This window comes from Streptomyces sp. NPDC001816 (genome assembly GCF_042892235.1).
GTDB lineage: Bacteria > Actinomycetota > Actinomycetes > Streptomycetales > Streptomycetaceae > Streptomyces.
In genome coordinates, this window is sequence record NZ_JBIATY010000001.1 from 670,455 (window position 1) to 694,345 (window position 23,891).

Below are 23,891 nucleotides of genomic sequence, written 5' to 3' on the forward strand. Positions count from 1 at the left end.
GCAGACATCATGACGAGCATTGAGACCTGGCAGGAGGAGGGCTATCAGCTCTCCCCGCAACAGCTCGCCCGGTTGGGCGAGGCCCGGAGCACGGCGGTGCGCACCGTCCGCACCGCCACACGGATACCGGGGCCGGACCTGGAGGCCCGGATCGCGACGGCGGTCGCGACGCACGAGAGCCTGCGTACGCGGTACACCGAGTTCGCGGGGCTGCCCACGCTCGTCCAGGTCGTGGATCCGGTGGGCCCGGTCGCCATCGAGCCGTCGGGAACGGATCGCACCGTGTTCCGTGCCGGCGCGCTGACCGTCGAGCACGAACTCGGTCCGGACGGCACGCGGCTGGTTCTCACCCTGCCGCGGCTGAGCGTCGACGACGCTTCCTGGACCCTGCTTGTCGGCCTGCTGCTGGAGGACGCGGTCGCCGCGGCCGGGGAGACGGTGCTGCAGTACGCCGATGTCGCCGCCTGGCTCGGCGAAGTGCTGGACGAGTCGGCGCAGCCGCCGGTGGCCGACGAGGCGGCGCGGCAGTCGTCGAAGCCGTCCTTGGCGCTGCCCTTCCTCACTCCCGTCGCCCTCCGGGACGCGGCCGCCGAGCCGGTGAGCGCCTCGGCCGTCGTCGAGGGGCCGGCTCTGGAACGGCTGGACGAACTCACCGGACGGTGCGGCGTGAGCGAGGCGGCGGTGCTGCTGGCTCTCTGGCGCTCGCTGTACGGCCGGTACTGCCGCGACGCCGACGACCATGTGCTGGTGCTGGCCGACGGCCGGTCCACGGAAGGCCTGGAGAACGTGCTCGGCCTGTTGGAGCGTCCGGTACCGGTGCGGCTGGAGATCGGCGCGGACACCCCGGTCGCCGACGCGCTCCAGGCGTCGCAGGACGCGCTCCGCTCCGTAGCGGCGATCGAGAACCAGATCGACCCGGGGACCGCGGCCTCCGCACACCATGCGGCGGACGGCTGCCCGCTCTCGTACCGGCACCGTCTGGACCGGTGGGCCGAGGAACTCTCGGCCGGTGCGTCCGTCCACGAAGCTCCTGGTGCGCTGCACCTCGACTGCGTGCGCGGGTCGCGGAGCCTCAGCCTGACCTTCGTCGGCGGCGCGGGCCGCGTCGCCCAGGCCGACTTGGACCTCGTCGCGGAGGCGTTCGGACATCAGCTGACCGATCTGCTGTCCGGTGGCACGGAGCGCGCCGTCGGCGGCCTGCGCCTCACCGCGCCGAACGCGCCGAACGCCGAGGCCGGGCCCCGTGCGTCGTACGCCTCGGTGCTCGACCGCTTCCTCGCGCAGGCGGAGCGCACGCCCGCGCAGCCCGCGCTGCGCTGCGGCGAGACCGTCGTGTCCTACCGGGACGCGGCGCAGGGCGCGGACGCGGTGGCGCACCTGCTGCGCGAGCACGGCGTGCGGGCCGGGCAGCGGGTCGCGCTGTTCGTTCCTGCCTCGGCGGAAACGGTTGTCGCGATGCTCGGCGTCTGGCTCGCCGGCGCGGCGTTCGTCCCCCTCGACCCCACGTGGCCGCAGCAGCGGATCGAGACGATCCTGCGGGAGGCCCACCCCGCGCTGCTGCTCACCCCCGATCCGAAGGCCGATCACCAGGCCTCCGTCCGCACCGTGTGCACGGCCGACGCGGTCGTCGACCCGGGGCGCGCGGTGACTTCCGGCACGGCGGCCACGGGCGCCGCTTATGTGATCTTCACGTCGGGCACCTCGGGGCTTCCCAAGGGCGTCGTCATCGGGCACGAGCAGCTGTCGCACTACGCCTCGGCGATCGGCGAGACGCTCGCCCTGTCCGAGGGCGCCGAGTTCGCGGCGGTCTCCACCCTCGCCGCCGACCTGGCCTACACGGCGGTCTTCCCGACCCTGGCCGGCGGTGGCTGCGTCCAGCTCATCCCCACCGAGACCGCCACGAGCCCCGCGGCTCTCACCGAGTGGTTCCGGGGGAACCCCGCGGCCGCGATGAAGCTGGTCCCCTCGCACCTCTCGGCGCTGCTGGCCGAGGCTGCCGATCCGCTCGCGCTTCTGCCGAGCGAGGTGCTCGTGCTCGGCGGCGAACTGCTGCCGCGTCCGTTGTACGAGCGGCTGCGAGAGATCGCGCCGTCCTTGCGTTTGTACAACCACTACGGCCCGACCGAGTCGACGGTGGGCGCCGCATGCCTCCCGCTGGACGCCTCGATCGATGAACGCTGTTCCTCGATCCCGGTGGGCTCCGGCCTGGGGGCGAACGTCCTGACGGTGGTCGACGCGGGGGGTGCCGCGCTGCCGCCCTGGTGCCCCGGTGAGGTGCTGATCAGCGGGCCCGGCGTGGGCCTCGGCTACCTCGCGCGGTTGCGCGAAGGCGGGTCGGGCTTCGGTACGGCGGACACCGCGGACGCCCACCGGACCGGTGACCTCGGCCGCCTGGTGCCCGGCAACGGCATCGAGATCCTCGGCCGGATCGACGACCAGGTGAAGCTGCGCGGGTACCGCGTACAGCTCGGCGAGATCGAGACGCTGCTGGCGGATCGGCCCGGCGTCGGCGCCGCGGCGGTCGTGGCGCGCGCGGACGCCGACGGACTCGTCACGCACCTGGACGCCTACCTCACCGCCGCCGGGGGAGTGGACATCTCCGTCGAGGACGTGCGGGCAGCCGTGGTTCTGCACCTCCCGGCCGCCCTCGTGCCGACCGGGTGGCAGGTGCTGGAGCGGTTCCCGCTGACCCGCAACGGCAAGCTCGACCGCCGCGCCCTCGCACCGATCGCGCCGCCGAAGGCCCGGGCCGGCCGGCCGCGAGACTCGGTGGAACAGCGTCTGCTGGCGATCTGGTCCTCGATCCTCGACCAGGACATCTCCTCCCCCGACGCGGACTTCTTCGAGTTCGGGGGACAGTCGCTGCGTGCGATCAAGCTCATGGCCCAGATCAACAACGCCTTCGGCCTGCGCCTGCCGATGTCCGCGGTGTTCAGCGCCCCGACCGTCGCGGCGATGGCGGAGCTGGTGCGCAGGAGCGACGTCCAGGACTCCAACCTGGTCCCGCTGCGCGCCGCCCGCGGACCGAAAGAGCAGGCCCCGGTCTTCTGCGTCCACCCCGGCGGCGGCAACACGCTCAGCTACTGGGAGCTGGCCCGGCTGATACCGGCGGACCGGTCGGTCTACGGCATCGAGGCCTGGGGTCTGCACGGCAGGCCGCCGCAGGACGATTTCGCCGCCATGGCCGAGGAGTACGCGGCGAACATCGCGGCCGTCGGCGATGCCGCTCCCGTGATCATCGGCTGGTGCTTCGGCGGCATCATGGCCTACGCCACGGCCCAGGCGCTGCGCCGTTCCGGGCGCGAGGTGGCGCAGCTGATCATCGTCAACTGCGGCGTCCCCGGTGACGCGGAGAGCGCCCTGGCGCGGCAGCCCGCCGACTATCTCCTGCGCCGCTTCGCCTTCCACTACCAGCTGGACCTGCCGGAGGGGCCGCTCGGTCATCTCGGTCATCAGGAACTGCTCAAGGCCCTGCAGGACGTCGGGCGGCTGCCTCCCGACTCCGGTGAGGCGGAGCTGCGGAACCTGCTGGACGTCTACATGACCAACATGACTGCTCTGGACCGCTACTTCGTGCAGGAGCAGGCCGAACTCGGCCGAGCCGACTACCCGGTGCTGCTGGTGCGCGCCGAGCCGGCCGACGAGCCGCAGGACCCGGACCGTACGTGGGGCTGGGGATCGGTGGTCGGGCCTGAACTCGGCTTCGCCTCGGTGGCAACGACCCACCACGGCATCATGCGACAGCCCGCGGTGGAGGAACTCGCCGAGCTGATCCAACGGGAGATCGACGCATGACACAGAGCACGGCCGGGTTCACCGCCGAGGAAATGAGGACCAGGACATGAACGAAGCGACTTCCAGGACACCGGGACCGCGCTCCCTTCTGGGCGCGACTCGGCGGCAGGTGCGGATACCCGGCGGAGATTCGGTGAATATCGGCTTCCTGCCGGAGTCACCGACGACCCCCGTCCTCATCACGCCGGCCGGTCCCGGCGTCGACCTGCCCGGCTGGCTGCGCGTGAACCGGGAAGAACTGGAAGCACGGCTGCTGCGGCACGGCGCGGTCCTGCTCCGGGGGTTCCACGCCGGTTCGGTGGAGAAGTTCGAACAGGCCGCCTCCGCGATCTGCGGCACCCTCTTCCCTGAATACGGGGACCTTCCGCGAGAGGGCGAGTCGGCCCGCGTATACAAGTCGACGCCGTATCCGGAAGACCTCTCGATCCTGTTCCACAACGAGAGTTCGCATCTGCCGCAGTGGCCGATGCGGCAGTTCTTCTCGTGCATCGTGGCCCCGCAGTCCGGTGGTCAGACGCCGATCGTCGACTGCCGGATGGTCATCGCCCGGATGCGTCCGGAGCTGGCCGAGCTCTTCGCCACCAAGAAGCTCCGTTATGTCCGCAACTTCATCGAAGGCGTCGACGTCAGCTGGTCGCGCTTCTTCGGCACCGACGATCCCGCCGAGGTCGAGCGCAAGTGCGCCGCGGAGGGGACGAGCTTCGAGTGGACGCCGGACGGAGGCCTGCGGACCTCGCGTCAGGCCGAGGCGGTGCTGCGCCACCCGACGACCGGCGAGGCCGTGTTCTTCAACCAGCTGGCGCTGCACCACCCGTCGTCGCTGGACCCGGAAACGCGCTCCTCGCTGCTGGAGATCTGCGGCGATCAGGGGATGCCGCGCAACGTCTTCTGGGGCGACGGCACTGTCATCGACGACGCCCTGGTGGATGAGGTCCGTGACCTGATGGACCGGGAATCGGTCGCCTTCTCCTGGCAGGAGGGTGACATCCTCGTCATCGACAACATGCTGGTCGCGCACTCACGCAGTCCCTTCACGGGGCCGCGGAAGATCGTGGTGGCGCTCGGCGACATGACCGGCGAGGCCGTGCCTGCCATGAGCTGAGCTCGGTTCGAGCTCTGGGCGCAGACCACCTGGGTGGCGCGGCAGGCAGCAGTTCGCCGCGCCGCCATCGCCGCCTGCCTTTTTCCGGCGAGGATCAGGAATAGCGATATCCCATTACATCGACGCCGGTGTCTCGCTGGCGAGACACGCCCCCATGCGAGGCCAATTATTCAGCTGCCGCAACGGTGACGGCTGGTTATCGTCACTGTTACGCTGACGGCCGTTTGATCGATTCTTCAGGAGAATCCGTGCCAAATCCGTTCGACGATGAAGAAGGCGCATGCCTGGTTCTGGTGAACGATGAGAACCAGCATTCGCTGTGGCCCGCCTTCAGCGCGGTACCGGCCGGCTGGAAGGTGGTGTACGGCCAGGAAACGCGCAAGAACTGCCTTGAATACGTCTCCGCGCACTGGACGGACATGAGGCCGGCCAGCCTGATCAGGGCGATGGGCGATGAACCGCGGTAGAGAGGTATCGACGGCAATTTCCTGGAAATCGGCGGCAATTCCGTTGTCGCCATCCGTCTCGGGTAGATCCTGAGCGAAAAACTTGGAATACCCCGCACTGTCCGCATCATCTTCAAGACCCACAGCCGCGGGACGTATCCCGGCGCCCCGCCGCGTTGCCCCGCCTTGCCACGCAAGCGGAGTGCTCGACACTTCTTCATCCACCCGCCCTCCCTCCGCCGTCTTTCGGGGGCCGAAGGGCGCCACTTCCAAACTTCGTGCCTCATCCACACGAAGTCGCTGATGCCTGCCCGACTGCCGCAGCGATCTCGCGGGAGGCTGCCACAGGGGAAGGTGCCAAAAATGACTTCCGACGCAAGCACGGCGTCGCCACAGGGCCTGTTCCGACGGGCCAAGGTGAACGCCGTCGACGAGCGGACGTTCATCTTCAAACTCTTTGTCGCGTACGCCCTTTGGGCGCTCGGCGTGGCGCTCGCGCTGTTGACCGGGCTGTGGCCGCTGCGGGTGCTGGGTGTCATATTGATCGGCGCGATGTACGCACACTGGCTGGAACTGCAACACCAGTGCCTGCACCACTCGGCATTCCGGCGCGCCCGCCTGCACCGGATCGCCGGCGTCCCGCTGGGCGTGCCCATGCTGGTCTCGTACAGCCATTACCGCGTCCTGCATCTGCAGCACCACCGCTATCTGGGCACCGACCAGGACTCGGAGTTCTTCGGCTTCGACTCGCGTCAGCCTGTCACCTGGGGGGCGCTGGTCCGCGAGGCCCTGGCCTTCGGCCGGCTGGGTGGCGCAGTCGCGGACGTCGTGCGCGCCTGGACCGGTTCCTGGACCTACGACTCCGGCCAGATAGCACCGGCCCGCAAGCGTGAAGTGGTCGCCGAATACCGGCTGTTCATCCTGCCGATCCTCGCGGCCGTCGCGCTCACCGTGCTCGGTCAGGGCGAACTGGTGCTGTGGATGTGGCTGTTGCCCTTGCTGGTCGCGGTGCCCCTGCACTTCCTCGTCGAACTGCCCGAGCACATCATGTGCGACAACTCCAGCACCGACGTGCTGACCAACACGCGCTCCATCACGGGCAGTTGGTTCAGCACCTGGTACACCAACGGCAACAACCTGCACATCGAGCACCACGCGGCCATGGTCGTCCCGATCAACCAGCTCCGCGAGCGCCACGACCTGACGCTGTCGTACGCGAAGCACACCTCCCCCAGCTATCCGCAGTTCTTCCGTGCCATCGCCAAGGAGGCCGCCGCCAACGGCCGGACGGCCCGTGCACAGGCCGGCGCCCGTGCCGAATAGCACAAGTCGGGCATGTATGGGACGCACTCACGAAGGTAGGACGGCATGAGCGACACCTCGGAGCGGCTGCGCGAGCAGTCCCCCGCCCAGAACGCCCTGCACACGCGGCGGCTCGAGGAGCCCACCGCGGCGGCACCGGGCGGGATCACCGGACGCCCGGCGGGCGCGGGCGCCCCCTTGTCCTTCGCGCAGCAGCGCCTGTGGTTCCTGGACCAGCTCGGCCCCGGGAACGCGGCGTACAACATGCCGTACGCGCTGCGGCTGTCGGGTCCGGTGGACCTGGACGCGGCGGTGCGGGCCTTCCGGGCCCTGGTGCGGCGGCACGAGACCCTGCGGACCACCTTCCCGTCGGTCGACGGCGAGCCGACGCAGACCATCGCCCCGGCGGACACCCACGTCTGGGAGCCCCGGGTCGTCGACCTGCGCGGCGCGGACGACGCCGAGGAGCAGCTACGGCGGCTCGCAGCGCAGGACGCGCGGGCGCCGTTCGACCTCGGCCGGGGTCCGCTGCTGAGGGTGGCGCTGGTGGCGCTCACCGAGCGGGAAACCGTCGCGCTGATCAACCTGCACCGCATCGTCGCCGACGACCGGTCGATGACGGTGCTGACGGACGAGTTCTGCCGTCTGCACGACGCCTTCCGCACGGGCGGCGCCGATCCGCTGCCGCCGCTCGCCGTCCAGTACGCCGACTACGCCCACTGGCAGCGCGAGCAGTTCACGGGCGGTGCAGCGAACCGGGTGGCGCACGGCCTGGCGCACTGGCGTGAGCGGTTCAGCGGCGAGCTGCCCAGTCTGCGGGTGCCGACCGACCGTACCCGACCGACCGTGCAGACGTACGCGGGCCGGACCCGGTCCTTCACCCTGTCCGCCGAGCTGACCGCCGGGCTGCGGGAGCTGGGCGGCGCCGCGGACGCCACCCTGTTCATGACGCTGCTCGCCGGATACGCGGCCCTGCTGCACCGCTACTCGGGCCAGGACGACATCGTGGTGGGCACGTCGGTGGCCGGCCGTCACCGGCCGGAGACCGAACCGCTCGTCGGCCTCCTGGCGAACACCCTGGCCCTGCGCACGGACCTGGCGGGCGACCCGACGTTCCGCGAGCTGCTCGCGCGTACCCGGCAGGCGTGCATCGCGGACTTCGCCCATCAGGACGTTCCCTTCGCGCGCGTGGTCGAGGAGGTGCAGCCGGACCGCGATCTCAGCCGCGCCCCGCTGTTCCAGACGATGCTGTCGCTGCACAATGCCCCCCGGTCCACGCCTGACCCTGCGGGGCTGCGCGTCAGCCCGTTCAGCGGCGAGGGCCCCACCACGGCGCTGTACGACCTGAGCCTGCACGTCGTCGACGAGGGCGACCGGTTGCGCTGCGACTGGGAGTTCAACGTCGACCTGTTCGCCGACGCCACCATCGAGCGGATGGCCGCCCACTTCGAACGGCTGCTGCTCGGCGCCGTGGCGGACTCCGATCTGCCGCTGTCCCTGCTGCCACTGCTCACGGAGCCGGAGCGGGCCGAGCTCCTGAACCGGGACAACACGATCTCCGTCGAGGTCGCCCCCGACACGTGTGTGCACCACCTGTTCGAGGAGCACGTCCGCGCCACCCCCGACGCCGTGGCGGTGGTGGACGGCGAGGACCGCGTCAGCTACCGCGAACTCGACCGGCGGGCCGGGATCATCGCCGCCCGGCTGCGCGCGCTCGGCGTCGGCCCGGAGTCCCGAGTGGGGCTCTGCGCGCCGCGCTGCCCCGACTCGGTGGCGGCACTGCTCGGCGTCCTCAAGGCGGGCGGCGCGTACGTGCCGCTCGATCCGGCCCACCCGGTGGACCGCCTGCACTACGTGCTCTCGGACGCCTCCGTACGCCTGCTCCTGACCCGCCACGACGTGGTGGCCTCGGTACCCGGGCTCACCGAAGGGGTGAGCGTCGGCTACGTCGACGACTGGCTCGCCGAGGGCGCCGGTGCGGCGCAGGACGAGCCGGCCGCCGTCCCGCCGGTGGGGCACGCCGAACCGAACGCGGACAACCTGGCGTTCCTCGTGTACACCTCGGGCTCGACCGGCCGGGCCAAGGGCGTGATGATCACCCATGGTGCCCTGATGAGCGCCTTCCGCTCCTGGGAGCGGGTCTACGGCCTGGGCACGGTGGTGCGCCGGCATCTCCAGGCCGCGAACATCGCCTTCGACGTGTTCACCGGCGACATGGTCCGCGCGCTGTGCTCCGGCGGCACGCTGGTGCTCTGCCACCGTGAAGCGCTGCTGGATCCGGCACGGCTGTACACACTGCTCCAGCGGGAGCGGATCGACTTCGCCGACCTCGTCCCGGTCGTCATCCGCCGGCTCAGCGCCTATGTGGCCGAGCAGGGGCGGATGCTGGACAACTTCAGGGTGCTGGCCGTCGGCGCGGACATCTGGTTCATGCAGGATTACTGGAACCTGGCGAAGCTGTGTCCTCCCCGCACCCGTCTGGTCAACTCGTACGGCATCACCGAATCGACCGTGGACAGCGGCCTGTTCGAGACTCCGATGCCCGAGCGCGGTGACGAGGAGCCGGTGCCGATCGGACGCCCGCTGCCCAACACCCAGTTCTACGTGCTCGACAACCGGCTCCAGCCGGTGCCCTTCGGAGTGAACGGCACCCTCTACGTCGGCGGCCTGGCCCTGGCCCGCGGCTACGTGGGGCGCCCCGAGCTCACCGCCGAGCGGTTCCTCGCCCACCCCTTCTCGGACACGCCGGGAGCCCGGCTGTACAACACCGGCGACCTGGCGCGGATCCTTCCCACGGGTGACGTGGAGGTGCTGGGCCGGGTGGACCGGCAGGTCAAGCTGCGCGGCTTCCGGATCGAGCTGGAGGAGGTCGAGTCCGTACTCGGCCAGCACCCGGACGCCCAGGACGCCGCCGTGATCATCCGGGAGGACGCCCTGGGTGAGCGGCGCCTGGCCGGCTATGTCGAGCCGCGAGCGGGACGCAGCCCCGACCCGGTTGCTCTTCTGCAGTACCTGCGCACCCAACTGCCCTACTACATGGTGCCGTCCACCATCACCCTGCTCGAACGGATGCCGCTGAACGCGAACGGCAAGCACGACCGCAAGGCTCTGCCCGCTCCGGCTCCCGTGGCGGACTCGGTCGAGCGGCCTGCCGCCGGGTTCGCCACCGCCACGCAGGAGCGCGTGGCGCGGATCTGGTCAGAGGCGCTGGGGGCCGACGTGGTCACCGCCGAGGACGACTTCTTCCAGCTCGGCGGAGACAGCCTGCTGGCGCTGCGGATCCTGCTCGCACTGCGCCGAGCTTTCGGCGTGGACCTGCCACTGATCACCCTGTTCGCGGCGACGACGGTGGAGGAGCTGGCCCGCCGCGTCGACCTCGCCGCGTCGACACCCGCTTGATCCGGGGCTCCTCCCGGGGCCTCCCGGCCCCGGACGGGAGCACCGCAGGCGGTCCTGCTGACGGGCGGGACCGGCTTCCTCGGCGCCCATCTCCTCGACGGACTCCTGCACCGCACCCCGGTCGCGGTCCACTGCCTCGTACGGCTGCCGCAGCCCGACACCTGCCGGACAGTGAGGGAGGCCGGTGATCTGGGAGAGCCCCAACTCTGACTCGTCCCACAGCGTTTCGCCGAGCTCGCCGACCGGCTCGACGCCTTCCACCACAGCCGCGCGTGGCTCAGCTTCCCGCTGCCGTACGAGATGCTGCGCGCCACTGACGTCGCCGAAACGGTCCGCCGAGCGCCGCCGGCGTTCCAGCACGTCCTTGACGAAGACGTGCCGGCCCTCGTCCAGCAGCTCGGGGCGACGTGTGCTGATCCCTGCGGTAGGCCGGTGGTATGCGGTAGGCGCAGGGTGGCGGACTCACCGCCGATCCCGCCCACCGGGCTGAAGCCGCCGAGCTGGTCCCGCATACCTGCCCCGTCTGCCAGGGCGAGTTCACCGCCAACCCCCGCATCCGGCAGGCATACTGCTCCACCGCCTGCCGCCGGGACGCCGAACGACTCCGCAACCACGAAGCCGACGAGGCCAGAGCCCTCCGCCTCGGAGAGGCACCACCGCTCCGGCCCACACCTCGCAGTGGATCACGCCAGAGCACACCGGAACGCGATCCGCTGGAACCTACCGCCACCAGGAACTGCCCACACTGTCAGCAGCCGCGTGCGACGCCGCGCTCGACCGGCGCCCGTGTCGCGGACAGCGCCTGGTTGACGGTTTGCCGGGTCGGCGTGAGCTCACGACCCGGTGGACGTCTGAGGGGGTGTCGTCACCCACGAACCGGCGCCGATGTAGGCCCGGTCGGCGAGGATCGGGACGCCCTGGCGCTCACTCCCGCTCGGCGCGGGTCGGCCCCGGCGCGGGCACGGTGGATCCGCACCCCGGCCGGGCGAACGCGGCGGCATGGGAAGGATCAGGGTCAGATCGGGCGCTGGTCGGGCGCGTCGGCGCCGCACGCGTCCTGCAGTCGCTTGAGATAGGTCAAGCCGGTCATGACCTCGTCCGTCGGCAGTCCGAAGTCGATGAGACACGCGATCTCGTCCACGCCGAGTTCCGCGAGCCGCGCCACGACCTGCTCGCCCTTGTCGACCGAGCCGAGCAGGCCGACGTTGTCGAAGTAGTGCTCGAAGGCCCGCTCGACGAGCATGTCGATCTCGTCCGGCTCCAGGTCTCCGGTGCTGAGGTCCGACGCCAGGATGAGCCCGAGTGAGCTGCGCATGTAGTTGCTCAGCGACGGCCGGACCAGCTCTCGGACCCTGTCGGTGTCCTCGCCGAGGTACGTGTGCACCATCACCGCGACGTGGCCCGGCCAGCCGGCGTCGGCCGCGGCCTTCCGGTACTCGGCGATGTTGTGCGCCAGTTGTTCGGGACTCTGGCCGAGCAGGTGGGTGAGGAGGCCGGCTCCGATCCGGCCGGCGCTCCGGAAGGTCTCGACGTCGCCGACACTGGCGACCCAGATCGGCAGGTCGGTCTGGACCGGCGGCGGGAACGACCGCACCTTCACCGGGTTCCCCGCGCCGTCGGTGACCTCGATCGCCTCGCCGCGCCACAGGGCACGCACCTGCTCGATCCGCTCGTACATCTCCGTCCGGCGGTTCGTGTAGGCGGCCGGATTCAGGGCGAAGTCGACGGCGTGCCAGCCGGAGGCGAAGGACACCCCGACTCGGCCCCGGGAGATGTTGTCCACGACAGACCACTCCTCGGCGATCCGCAGCGCATGGTGCAACGGTGCCACGACGCTGCCCGCCCGGATCTTGACACGCTCCGTCGTCGCGGCGATCGCCGCACTGGTCACCGAGGGGTTCGGATAGGTCCCACCGAAGGGGTGGAAATGGCGTTCCGGGGTCCACACCGCCGCCAAGCCGTTCTCGTCGGCGAAGCGGGCGCCTTCGAGCAACAACCGGTACCGGTCGGCCTCGGCGCCTCCGCTGTCGTTGGCGAAATAGAAGAGGCTGAGATCCATCGTGCGTTCTCCCCAGCGGATACGGGTTCGGAGTCGGGGTGTGTGGCGAATATCGATGCATTAAATGCGCCCGTTCCTGATTCATAGCACCCTCGTTCTTCGCGGGCACACTCACCGCGGACCGCAGTGGAAAACGGCCGACGGAGTGTTGTCTCGCCGGCGAGACATGCGCACGATGGACACGTCCTTCGGGAAATCAGGTTTCGTTCACACAGGAGAGCCGTGGCCAATCCGTTCGAAGACGAGGAAGGCCTTCATCTGGTCCTGGTCAACGGCGAGGAGCAGTACTCGCTGTGGCCGGCGTCCCATGCCGTGCCCGCCGGCTGGTCGGTCGCGCACGACGCGGACACGCGGGCGAACTGTCTTGAATACGTGTCCGCACACTGGTCGGACATGCGGCCTGCCAGCCTGCGAGAGCTGACCGATGAGGTGCGAGAGGTGGTCAAGTGACGGTCGACAGCGGGTTCCGTAACCCCATGGACGAGCTGGTGGTCGGCAAGGTGCGGGAGCTTCTGGGGAATCCTGACATCGGCGTCGGCGACGACTTCCTGGCCGTCGGCGGCAACTCCATCATCGCCGTCCGCCTCGGCCAGGCCCTCCGCCAGGAGCTCGGGATATCCCGGATCACGGGCGTCATCCTCAAGAACCCATTGCTCAGCGACCTCAGCGACGTGCTGAGCGAACTGGTCGGCGAGGCGTCCTGACCATGTCGTGACGGTCCGTGGATCCCGCCGCTACCCCGGTGACCGGGCTCTGTGGTTCGATTCCTCGTGCCAGGTAAGTCGCATCAGCGTCAGGAGGCTGAGACAGAAAGCCTGTCTCGCCGGCAAGACATCGAGCCGATGTCACCTTGCGGTGGACGGTGTCCCGGCCCATATGTTCGTGGTTCGGTGATAGCGCCCTCGGTCAACGGCGCTTCGACCTCTTCTGGAAATCGGCGTCATCCCATTCCAGCCTGTTGGATGTCGTCGCGGGCTCACGTGGCTGACTTTTTCCAGACTTGATAGATCGGTTGGAGTTCCTTCGTGCCCGGAATGCCGTACAACAATGTTCAGGTCATGTCGAATTCAGACGGTGATCCCTCGACCGGAGGTCATTCCCGAACGGTCGCCGCATCGTCGGCGCAGCGACGGATGTATTTCTCCTGGATCCTGCGACCAGATGACACCCGGCCGGTGCTGCGGCGCAGGGGGACCTCGTGACGGCGGCCGGAACCCGGCCGCGGATCGGGTTCCTGTTCCCAGGACAGAGCTCTGAGTACGTCGGCATGGGCGTCGAGCTCCATCGCGAGCACCCGTTGTTCCGCGCGGGCATCGACCGGCACGCCGATCAGTTCCGCCGGCTCACCGGCGTCGGTCCGCTCGACGTGTTCGCCGACCCGGCCGCCCAGACTCGGGCCGAGCTGCTCCAGCCCGCGGTCTTTCTGCTGCAGGTCGCGTTGGCGGAGTTCTGGACCTCGTGCGGGGTGCGGCCGGACGCGGTGGTCGGCCACAGTCTCGGCGAATACGCGGCCGCCTGTGTGGCGGGGGTGTTCGGCGTCGAGGAAGGGCTCGAACTCGTCAGCGCCCGCGGCCGGGCCTTCGCGGCCGTGCCCGGCGCCGGCCGGATGGTCGCCGTGGGCGGTCCCGACCCGGCGGAGCTGGAACGCCTGGTCGCGGCACACGGCGGCGCGGCGTCGGTGGCCGCGTACAACGCCCCTGAGCGGATCGTCGTCTCCGGGACCGACACGGCGATGGGGGAGTTGGCCGCCGCGTTCGAGCGGCGAGGCTGGCTGACGATCCCGCTGGAGACCACCCACGCCTTCCACTCGACGCTGGTCGCCCCGGCCGTCCCGGCGCTGGTCGCGGCGGCGGGCCGGATCCGGCACCGGACCCCGGCCGTGCCGCTGGCCCTGAACCTCACCGGCGGTTGGGCCGCGGACGGGGAGCTCGGCGCGGAGTACTGGGGCCGGCAGCTCACCTCACCGGTCAGGTTCGCGGCGGGAGTTCGGGCGCTGATGGACGGCGGCGGCACGGTCTTCCTGGAGGTGGGGCCCGGACGAACGCTGACCACGGCCGGCCGGGCGCAGAGCGACGGGAGTGAGCTCTGGCTGGCGGGGTTGTCGCCTCGGACACCGGATTCGGTGACGGTCTTGGAGCACCTGACCCGGTTGGAGGAGGCGGGGATTCCGGTCGACTGGGTGAGGTACCACGCGCCGTTCCGTGCGATGGGGCGGACGGTCGGTGATCGGCCGGGAGCGGATCGGCCGACTCCGGCGCCGTCCACCGAGCTGCCGTTCCGGATCGAGCGGATCGTGATCCACGAGTCGGCGAGCGCTGCGGGGTCCGGAGTCGCGGTGGTCCGGCACCGGGTGGGTGAGACGGCGCGAGAGGTCGTCGACGTCTCGGTCGTCGACGACGCCGGCCGGCCGGTCGTCGAGGTCTTCGGGCTCGAGCTCGGGGCGGGGACCGGTGAGGAGGCGGGCGGGCCGGACCAGCTCTCGCCTGAGGAGGCGGAGCGGCTGTTGGCCTCGCTCGACACGCTGACCGAGGACCAGTTGCACGCCCTCCTGCCTCTGTGGACCGGCCCAGATGCTTCCACCCCCGTCGGATCGACCGAGGAGTGACACTCATGACTGACTACGACCTCCGGAAGAAGCTGGAGGCAGCGCTTCGGGCACGGGCCGGACAGTCGCGCACCGAGCATCCGCTCTCGTACGCGCAGAGCTCGATGTTGATGCTGCATCAGATGGACCCGGACAGCGCGTCCTACAACGTCGCCCTCACCGCCCGGTTCACCGGCGGATTCGACGCCGCCGCGTTCCACGGCGCGCTGCAGTCGCTCGTCGGGCGGCACGCGGCGCTGCGCACCACCTTCAGCCGGGTGGGCACCGACGACCGGGACGGCACCGCCGGCCGTCAGACCGTCCACGGCTGGCTCGAACCCGACTTCGCCGAACTGGATGCTCGTCAGTGGACCGAAGGAGAACTTCGCGGGGCGGTGCGAGTCGCCTACCGCGAGCCGTTCGACCTCGTGACCGGGCCTCCCCTTCGAGCGCGGGCATACCTGGTGGCGCCTGGAGAAGCGGTCGTTCTGCTGGCCGCCCACCATGTGGTGTGCGACTTCTGGTCGCTCGGCACCATGCTGGCCGAACTCGAGCAGCTCTACGTCGCCGAGACCGAACGGCGCCCGGCGCGGCTGCCCGGGCGCAACAATCCGTACAGCGACTTCGTCGCGTATCAGCGTGAGCTGATCGCTGACGAACGGGGCGGTCGGGCCCGCTCCTACTGGCACGCCCAGCTCTCCGGTGACCTGGAACTGGCCGAATGGCCCCGGTTCGATCTGGACCCGGCGGACGCCGATGGCGGCGGTTCGCTCATGTTCCCCATCCCCGCAGAACTCGCCGCCGACGTGTTCGCGCTGGCCAAGGCGGAAGCGGTCACGCCCTACGTCGTCCTTCTGACGGCCTTTCAGGTCCTCGTCGGCCGCTATACCGGCCGGCGTGACGTGCTCGTCGGGAGCCCGTTCGCCGGCCGCACCGACCCGGCGCTGGCCGAATGCGTCGGGAACTTCGTCAACTCCGTCGTGCTGCGTGCGGACCTGAGCGACGCGGTCTCGTTCCGCGAGCAGCTCGGCCGGACCCGCCGCACCGTCGCCAAGGCGTTCGAGCACCAGGACTATCCGTTCGAGCTGCTCGTCAGCGAGCTGGCGCCGCGCCGGGTGGACGGTCGCAATCCGATCTTCCAGGCGATGTTCATCTATCAGAAGTCCAGTCGGCATCCGGCCCACGCCGCCCTCCACGCGGCCGAGGAGGGCGCGGCCCCGGTCGCCTGGGCCGGACTGTCCGCGGCGCCGTTCCCGCTGGCCAAGCAGGACGACCAGCTCGAGCTCACGCTTGAGGTCGTCCACGACGGCGACCGGCTCGTCGGACTGCTCAAGTACCGCAAGTCCGTCTTCTCCGCGGCCGCGGCCGGCCGTGCCGCCGAGCACTACGCGACGCTGTTGCGGGCCGCGGTCGCCGGCCCTGACCGCAGTGTGACGGATCTGCCGATCCTGACCGAGGCCGGGCACGGCGTCGACCGGCACCCCGTGCCGGTGTCCGTCGCGTCGGACGACAGCTTGGCGGCCCGCTTCCGGCAGGCCGCGGAGCAGCACGCCGATCGAACGGCAGTGCGCTGCGATGGAGACGAGCTCACGTATGCCGAGCTCGACGAGCTGGCCGGGCGCTGGACGGCCCGGCTGCGGGCCGAGGGCGTCGGGCCGGGCAGCCGGGTCGCCCTCCTGCTCGAGCCCTCCCTCGACACGGTGGCCGCGATCGTCGCGGTCCAGCGGGCCCAGGCGGCCTACGTGGTCCTGGACCCGTCCGATCCCGCGGCATGGTGCCGGACGGTGCTCGACGACAGCGGAGCGCGCGTGGTGCTCACCCAGCCGGACCTGGCCGGTCTGCTGGACGGTGCCGCGGTGCCGGTCCTGGTCATGCCGGAGACCGAGCTGCCGCCGGCCGGCGAGCCCGGCGATCTGCCGCGAGCCGGCGACGTGGCCCACACCGTCTACACCTCCGGCTCGACCGGGACGCCCCAGGGGTTCGACGTCGAGCACGGCAACGTCCTGACGCTGCTGGAGTCGATGCGTGCGCACGTCGTCATTGACGAGACCGCGGTCGGGGCGTTCTTCCACCCGGCCGGTTCCGATCTGTCGCTGTGGGGCACCTTGCTGGCCGGGGCGTGCCTGGTCGTCGTGCCGTCGGGGGCGGCCCGATCGCCTGACCTCCTCCACACGCTGCTCGTCGAGGAACGGGTCACCCACATGGTCCAGACCCCCTCCGCCCTGCACGGCCTGTCCGCCGTGGTCCGGCGGACGGGGGCCCAGGGTCTGGCGCTCAGGCACGTCTTCTCGTGGGGCGAGCCTCTGCCCGCGCCGCTCGCCCGGACCGTCCGCGAGTGGTGCGGGACGCTGTGGAACATGTACGGCCCGGCCGAGACCACGGTCTGGGTTACCGCGCAGCCCGTCGGGCCCGAAGACTGCGCAGGAACCAGCGTGCCGGTCGGACTCCCGCTGGCGAACGCCCGGGTTCACGTCCTCGACGAGCACGGGCAGCCCGTGCCGCCGGAGTTCACCGGCGAACTGCACATCGGCGGACAGTGCGTCAGCCGGGGTTACGTCAACCAGTCGCAGCTGACGAAGGAACGCTTCCTCGACAGCCCGCTCGAGCCGCAGGGCCGGCTGTACCGCACCGGCGATCTGGCGCGGGTCAACGCCCGGGGACAACTGGAAATCCTGGGACGTGTCGACAACCGGGTGACGATCAGCGGGTTCCGGGTCGAGCTGGAAGGCGTGGAAGCCCAGCTGAACAAGGTGCCCGGTGTCAGAAGGTCGACGGCGTTGGTCGTCGGCGCGGGCGTCGACGACAGCCGCCTCGTCGCCTGCGTGATTCCCGAGCCGGGGTGGAACTTGACGGAAGGTGCCCTGAGAGCGGAGTTGCGTTCCACGCTGCCGCCTTACATGGTGCCCACCGCGATCGGGTTCTTCGACGCGTTCCCACTCGACGCCGGTCAGAAGGTCGACCGCGCGCGACTGGCCGAGCAGTTCGCGAGCGTGGCCGCTCGAACCGGCGCCGCCGTGGCGCCGAGCGACCGCGAGCGCCGGGTGACGGCCGTCTGGCAGCAGGTGCTGCAGCGCCAGGACATCGGCCGAGAGGACAACTTCTTCGATCTCGGCGGCAACTCCATGCTGCTGCTGCAAGCCTACGAACTGCTCGCCGGCGACGCCGCGGACCCGCCGTTGAAGGGGTCCGAGCTGTTCCGTTATCCGACCGTGGCCAGTCTGGCCGCGCGCCTCGGCCGGGCCGATGCCGCGCCCGCCAACATCGGCGGAGGCGGGGGCCGCGACCGGGATCGGACATCGAGCCGACGCATCCGACTGGCGGACGACACGGTCCGCGACGCGCGCCTGCGGGCCCGGGAACGGGGAGGGAGGAATGCCTGACGCCGACGAGACCGACGTGACGATCCGGTCGAACGACGTGGCCGTGATCGGGATGTGCGGCCGGTTTCCCGGCGCCCCCGACGTGGACGCGTTCTGGAGCCGGCTGCGGGCCGGGGACGAGCTGCTGACCACCTACACCGACGACGAACTCCTCGCGGCCGATGTGCCCGAGCGGGTACTCCGCGATCCGCGTTACGTCCGGCGAGCGGCCGTCCTGCCCGACGCCTTCGACTTCGACCCCGAGTTCTTCGGCTATACCCGGCGCGAGGCGAAGCTGATCGATCCTCAGCAGCGGATCATGCTGGAGGTCGCGTGGGAACTGCTCGACACCATCGGCTACTCCGGCGGGGCCGACGGTCAGGCGGTCGGGGTGTTCGCCGGCGCGGCGATGAACACGTACCTGACGAACGTCGTGGCCCGGTCCTGCGACCTGCTGACCTACGACGGCATCGAGCTCATGGTCGCCAACGACAAGGACTATCTGACCACGCGGATCTCCTACAAGCTGGGCCTGAAGGGGCCGAGCGTCGCCGTGCAGACCGCCTGTTCGACATCGCTGGTCGCAGTGCACGTGGCCGCGCAGAGCCTGATCGCGGGGGAATGCGACATCGCGCTGGCCGGCGGCGTCTCGGTGATCGCCAACGCGTATCCGGGCTATGTGTACCGCGAGGGGATGATGTTCTCCCCGGACGGCCGGTGCCGTCCCTTCGACGCGGACGCCGACGGCACCACGTTCGGCGACGGCGTCGGCCTGGTGGCCCTGAAGCGGCTGGCCGAGGCGATCGAGGACGGCGACCGGATCCTGGCCGTGCTGAAGGGATCGGCGGTCAACAACGACGGGTCCGACAAGATCGGCTACACCGCCCCGAGCGTCGAAGGGCAGCGGGCGGTGATCGGCGAGGCGCACGCGGTCGCCGGGGTGGACAGCGACACCATCACGTACGTCGAGGCGCACGGGACCGCGACCGCCCTGGGCGACCCCATCGAGTTCGCCGCTCTCAGCGAAGCCTTCGTCGCCGGCGGCGCCCAGCCCGGGCAGTGCGCGTTGGGCTCGGTCAAGGCGAATGTCGGGCACCTGGCCGCCGCCGCCGGGATCACCGGGTTCATCAAGACGGTGCTGGCCCTGCGGCACCGGGAGATCCCCGGCCACCCGACCTTCACCCGGCCCAACCCGGAGATCGAGCTGGCCGGCAGCCCGTTCCACATCAATACTCTGCCGATGGCATGGCAGCCGGGCCCGACCCCGCGGCGGGCCGCGGTCAGCTCGTTCGCCATCGGCGGCACCAACGCGCACGTCGTGCTGGAGGAGGCGCCACCGCTGCCCGCGCGGCCGACGCCGGACGCCGGTCCCCGGCTGCTCGCGGTGAGCGCCAAGAGCGACCGGGCGCTGCGCGAGCTGGCGGGCCGGCTGGCCGACGTGCTGGCGCGGCCGGACGCCCCCGACCTCGCCGACGCCGACTACACGCTGCGGGCCGGTCGGCGCGGGTTCGCGCATCGCCGCGCGGTCGTCGCGGACGACCACGCCACCGCCGTGGCCGGACTGCGGGCGATCGCCGCGGGGGCCGCGGCGGCGCCGACGGCGGAGGCCGCCCCGGCCGTGTCGTTCCTGTTCGGCGAGGTCCCGGTCGAGGATTTCCGGGTGCTGGCCGAGCGAGTGCCGGCCGTGGCCGACATCGCGCAGCGGTCCATCGACAGCGCCCTGATCAGCGCGCAGAGTCCGCCGGCCGCGCGGGTGACCGCCGCACTGGCGCTCGCGACGCTGTGGGCCGAATCCGGCGCGCGGCCCGACGCGGTCGGCGGCGCCGGAGCCGGTGAAGTCCTCGCGGCCTGCTTCAGCGGGGTCCTAGACGAGACCGAGGCGCTGGCCCTGCTGTCCTGGCGGGCCGGGCTGCTCGACGGCCCGCCGGAGGTGCGGCCGCGGGTCCCGCGCGTCCCGATCCTGTCGGCCGTCGTGGGCGGCGAGCTGCCGGAGTCGCGAGCCCTCGACCCGCTGCACTGGACTCGGGACGTGTGGGAGGGCGGCCGGCTGGCCGAGGCCTTCGGGGGCCGCACTGCGGACGGGGCGACGGTGGTCGTCATCGGAACCCCGGCCGAACCGCTGCCGGGGGACATCGGCCCGGACGGCGGCCTCGAGTCGTCGCCGGTGGCGCGGCTGCTCCACGACGCGGCCCGACTGTGGACCGCGGGTGTGCCGGTGGACTGGTCGGACTGGTCCGGCCAGGAGCCCCACCGGGTCCCGCTGCCGGCACATCCGCTGTATCGCACCAGGCTGCGGCTGGACGAACCGGACCAGGCGCCGCCGGCGGCCCCCGCCGGCCCGCCGCGCGGCGAGGAGCTGAAGCGGCTGCTGGCGAAGCTGTGGACCGAGGTGCTGCGCACCGAGGTCGACCGCTACGACCAGAGCATCTTCGACATCAACGACGACTCGGTGCTCGCCGTGCGGCTCGCCCGCCGGATCGGGACGGAGCTCGGCGTCTCCCTGCCGACGATCGATCTGCTGAAGAACCCGACGATCGACCGCCTGGCGGCGCACCTGGCCCGGGTCGGCTGACGTGAACCACGAGGAGAACACCGTGGAGCCACTGCTCCCAGAGGTCGTCGCGATGGTCGGCGGCTATTTCGACATCCGGCCGGACGCGCTGGATCCGGATGTCTCGTTCACCGAACTCGGTGCGGACTCGATGGCGCTGCTCGGCATGCTGCGGCTGGTCGAGGAACGCTTCGGCTGCAAGGTCTCGCTCCGGCAGCTGTTCGGCGACATCCAGACGCCTGCCGCGCTGGCGGCGCACCTGGCGGCGAACGCGTCGGCCAGGACGCCGCCGGAGGCCGCGGCGACCCCGGCCACCGGTGCTGTGATCGCCGCGGCCGTCGACGTGCCGCAGACCCTCGCACCCGCGCCCGTGGCGCCGGTTTCGGCCGACACCGTGGCGGCGCCCGGAGCCACGACGGCAGTCGAGCGGCTGATCACCGAACAGCTCGCCGTCATGCGAAGCCAGCTCGAACTCCTGGCGGGCAGTACCGCCTCGGGCGCCGGACCGGTCGTCGTCGAACCGGCGCCCGCAGCCCGTCCGGCAGGGCGACCGGCCTCATCCCGCCCGGCCGCCCCGCTCGCACCCGGTGCGCGCGGCGGAGCCGGCCTCGTGGAGTCGGAGCAGCGTGCCCGTTATCTCAAGGTCCTGGCCGAGCGGTTCGGCAGCAGGACGAAGGGCTCGAAGGAGTTCGCCCAGCGGTTCCGCCCGCTGATCGCCGACAGCCGCTCGTCCATCGGCTTCCGGCCGACGACCAAGGAGATGCTGTACCCGATCGTCGCCGAACGCGGGCAAGGCGCGCGGCTGTGGGACATCGACGGCAACGAGTACGTCGACCTCACCCTGGGTTGGGGCGTCCACCTCCTCGGGCACAACCCGCCCGCCGTCATGGCGGCACTGCGCGAGCGGCTGGACCTCGGCTTCGTCATCGCCTCGCGCACCGAGGTGGTCGAGGAGGTCGCCGCCGGCCTGATCGAACTCACCGGCATGGAGCGGGTCGCCTTCCTGAACACCGGCACCGAAGCGGTCATGACCGCCCTGCGCATCGCCCGGACCGCGACCGGCCGCGACGACGTCGTGGTCTTCTCCACCGCCTACCACGGTCACGCGGACAGCGTGCTCGCCGCGGCCTCCTCCGAGAACGGCGTGCGGACCACCCGGCCGATCACCTCGGGCATCCCGGCGCGCGCGGTGGAGAACGTGCACGTGCTCGAATTCGGCACCGACGAGGCCCTGGAGTTCATCGACAAGCACGGTCCGCGGCTCGCCGCGGTGATGACCGAGCCGGTGACCCTCCGCACCCCCGGAGTGCAGAACCCCGAGTTCCTGCGCCGGGTTCGGGAGATCACCCAGCGGCACGGCACGAAGCTGATCTTCGACGAGATGGTGACCGGTTTCCGCTGCCACCCGGCCGGTGTCCAGGGGCTCTACGGCATCGAGGCCGACCTGGCCACGTACGGCAAGATCATCGGCGGCGGCATGCCGATCGGCGTGATCGCCGGCCGGGGCGGGATCATGGACACGATCGACGGCGGCGTGTGGGACTTCGGCGACGACTCCCGCCCGACCGCGGAGTCCACCTTCTTCGCCGGCACGTTCAGTCAGCATCCGATGACCATGGTGGCGGCCCGGGCGGTTCTGGACCACCTTCGCGGCGAGGGGCCGGCCCTGCAGCGGGACCTCGATCGCAAGACCGAGGTGTTCGTCGACCGGCTGAACGCCGACTTCCGCGAGCTCGACGTGCCGATCGAGGTCCGCCGGTTCTCCTCGCTCTTCCGGTTCGAGCACGAACAGAACATGGACCCGCTCTACTTCAACCTGCTCGACCGCGGCGTGTTCGTCTGGGAGCTGCGCAACTTCTTCCTGTCCACGGCGCACGAGCAGGCCGACCTCGACCACATCCGGGCAGCGGTCCGCGACTCGATCACCGAACTGCGGGAGCACGGTGTGCTCGGCCCCGGCCGGGCGGCCCCGGCCGGGGCCGTGGTGTCGCCGCCCGCGCCACGCAGCACCCTCGCGCAGCGGCAGCAGGCGGCACTGGACGAGGGCGGCGTGCCGGCGTATCAGATGTCCGTCGGCTTCTGGCTGGACGGTCGGCTGGACCGGGACGCGCTACGCGGCGCCGTGCAGGGCCTGGTCGCGCGGCACGAGACCTTGCGGACCACGCTCGCTGCCGACGGCGTGACGCTCGTCGTGCATCCTGCTGCGGAGACAGTGCTGGACGAGGTTCTGACCGAACACGTCTGCCCGGATGACGACGACCTCGACCGCTTCCGGCAGTCCTGGGCCGAGCAGCGGCTCGACCTCGCGGCCGGGCCGGTGTTCCGCGCCGCGATCGTGCGGACCGCTCCGGAGCGGCATCTGCTGCTGATCTCCGGGGCGCACGCCGCGGTGGACGGCTGGTCGTTCAGCGTCCTGGTCGACGACCTCGTCGCGCTGTACAACGCCGGCTGTCAGGATGTCAGGCCCCTGCTGCCGCCCGCGGCGCAGTTCCGGGACTATGTCGCGTGGCACGAGCGGGTCGTCGGCGGCCCGGACACCGCCGAGCACCGGGACTACTGGCGCACTCTGCTCCAGGGCGCGGCGGCTCCGGAACTGCCCGAGTCCGGAACGTCCGGGCCCTTCCCGTACAGGGCGGTGCGGCACACCGTCCGGCTCGACTCCGAGTTCTGTGACCGGATGCGCGACACCGCCCGAGAGCAGGGCGCGACGGTGTTCGCCTACCTGGTCGCGGCCTGGGGCGCCGTGCTGCACCAGGTGACGGGGCAGGACGACATCGTCGTCCCGGTCCTGGCCGCCCGCCGCCCGCCGGAGCTGGACCATGTGGTCGGGTACTGCTCGAACCTGCTGCCGCTGCGTCTGCGACGGACGGTGGATGTCCTGGCCGCGGACTACGTGGCCGACGTCATGGAACACCTCGTGACCGGGCTCGAGACCCAGGACCACCCGTTCGCCGACCTGATCGTGGAACTCGCGCCCGGAACCGGCTTGCGCGCCGACCTGCTCGCGACGTCCATCTCGTTCTACCGCCGCGTGGCGGCGCCCCCGATGGACGGGCTCACGGTGTCGGATGCCGAACCGCTGCCGATCACTCACACCGGCCACCCCCTGGCGCTGAACATCATCGAGGGCGCGGACGGCTTCCGGTGCGACTTCGAGATCGCGAGGGACGTCGTCGCCCCCGACCTCGCCGCCGACGTCGCGCGCCGCTACCAGAACCTGCTCGCCGGCCTGGTCGCGCACGGCGAGCGCCCACTGGCCCAGCTGGACCGGCCCGACCATGACGACCTCTGAGC

The 23,891-nt window shown here is 71.0% G+C and carries 13 protein-coding genes and 1 pseudogene; 12 read left to right on the forward strand and 2 right to left on the reverse strand.

Annotated elements, in window-relative coordinates:
• Positions 1–9 precede the first annotated feature (9 nt).
• The 6 genes from ACFYZZ_RS03000 to ACFYZZ_RS03025 all read left to right on the forward strand — a co-directional run bounded on the left by ACFYZZ_RS03000 (position 10) and on the right by ACFYZZ_RS03025 (position 10,254).
• A complete protein-coding gene (locus ACFYZZ_RS03000) occupies positions 10–3,795 on the forward strand; it encodes an amino acid adenylation domain-containing protein (protein WP_389170756.1) in 3,786 nt (1,261 codons plus the stop codon).
• 46 nt (positions 3,796–3,841) lie between these two features.
• A complete protein-coding gene (locus tag ACFYZZ_RS03005) occupies positions 3,842–4,897 on the forward strand; it encodes a TauD/TfdA family dioxygenase (RefSeq protein ID WP_389170759.1) in 1,056 nt (351 codons plus the stop codon).
• Between the two features lie 248 nt (positions 4,898–5,145).
• Positions 5,146–5,364 (forward strand): MbtH family protein, encoded by a 219-nt coding sequence (locus ACFYZZ_RS03010; RefSeq protein WP_389170762.1) that lies wholly within the window; start codon positions 5,146–5,148, stop codon positions 5,362–5,364.
• A gap of 342 nt (positions 5,365–5,706) precedes the next feature.
• Complete coding sequence (locus tag ACFYZZ_RS03015) at positions 5,707–6,666, forward strand: fatty acid desaturase family protein (RefSeq protein WP_389170765.1); 960 nt, start codon at positions 5,707–5,709, stop codon at positions 6,664–6,666.
• A 45-nt stretch (positions 6,667–6,711) separates the two neighbouring features.
• On the forward strand, positions 6,712–10,044 hold the full coding sequence (locus tag ACFYZZ_RS03020; RefSeq protein WP_389170768.1) for an amino acid adenylation domain-containing protein: 3,333 nt from the start codon (positions 6,712–6,714) through the stop codon (positions 10,042–10,044).
• 57 nt (positions 10,045–10,101) lie between these two features.
• Positions 10,102–10,254 carry an SDR family oxidoreductase gene (locus ACFYZZ_RS03025; RefSeq protein WP_389171980.1) on the forward strand — a complete coding sequence of 51 codons (153 nt, stop codon included), beginning with the start codon at positions 10,102–10,104 and terminating at the stop codon, positions 10,252–10,254.
• Between the two features lie 547 nt (positions 10,255–10,801).
• Here ACFYZZ_RS03025 and ACFYZZ_RS03030 read toward each other — a convergent pair.
• Together ACFYZZ_RS03030 and ACFYZZ_RS03035 are read right to left on the reverse strand one after the other, a co-directional pair.
• A pseudogene (locus tag ACFYZZ_RS03030) lies at positions 10,802–11,054 on the reverse strand (transposase family protein); the annotation flags it as partial.
• Between the two features lie 5 nt (positions 11,055–11,059).
• The gene (locus tag ACFYZZ_RS03035; RefSeq protein WP_389170771.1) at positions 11,060–12,103 is read right to left on the reverse strand and encodes a MupA/Atu3671 family FMN-dependent luciferase-like monooxygenase; all 1,044 of its coding nucleotides are present in this window, start codon (positions 12,101–12,103) and stop codon (positions 11,060–11,062) included.
• Between the two features lie 222 nt (positions 12,104–12,325).
• On the opposite strand from ACFYZZ_RS03035, the gene ACFYZZ_RS03040 reads away from it, so the two are divergent.
• The 6 genes from ACFYZZ_RS03040 (at position 12,326) to ACFYZZ_RS03065 (ending at position 23,889) form a co-directional block, all read left to right on the forward strand.
• A complete protein-coding gene (locus ACFYZZ_RS03040) occupies positions 12,326–12,553 on the forward strand; it encodes an MbtH family protein (RefSeq protein ID WP_389170774.1) in 228 nt (75 codons plus the stop codon).
• The gene (locus ACFYZZ_RS03045) at positions 12,550–12,807 is read left to right on the forward strand and encodes a phosphopantetheine-binding protein (protein ID WP_365847105.1); all 258 of its coding nucleotides are present in this window, start codon (positions 12,550–12,552) and stop codon (positions 12,805–12,807) included. Before ACFYZZ_RS03040 ends, ACFYZZ_RS03045 begins: the two co-directional genes overlap by 4 nt.
• Before the next feature lie 494 nt (positions 12,808–13,301).
• Positions 13,302–14,708 carry an acyltransferase domain-containing protein gene (locus tag ACFYZZ_RS03050; protein ID WP_389170778.1) on the forward strand — a complete coding sequence of 469 codons (1,407 nt, stop codon included), beginning with the start codon at positions 13,302–13,304 and terminating at the stop codon, positions 14,706–14,708.
• 5 nt (positions 14,709–14,713) lie between these two features.
• Positions 14,714–18,067: an amino acid adenylation domain-containing protein gene (locus tag ACFYZZ_RS03055; protein WP_389170781.1), complete on the forward strand. Its 3,354-nt coding sequence runs from the start codon at positions 14,714–14,716 to the stop codon at positions 18,065–18,067.
• Positions 18,060–20,618 (forward strand): type I polyketide synthase, encoded by a 2,559-nt coding sequence (locus tag ACFYZZ_RS03060; RefSeq protein ID WP_389170784.1) that lies wholly within the window; start codon positions 18,060–18,062, stop codon positions 20,616–20,618. Before ACFYZZ_RS03055 ends, ACFYZZ_RS03060 begins: the two co-directional genes overlap by 8 nt.
• Before the next feature lie 22 nt (positions 20,619–20,640).
• Positions 20,641–23,889 carry an aminotransferase class III-fold pyridoxal phosphate-dependent enzyme gene (locus tag ACFYZZ_RS03065; RefSeq protein ID WP_389170787.1) on the forward strand — a complete coding sequence of 1,083 codons (3,249 nt, stop codon included), beginning with the start codon at positions 20,641–20,643 and terminating at the stop codon, positions 23,887–23,889.
• Positions 23,890–23,891: the final 2 nt, after the last annotated feature.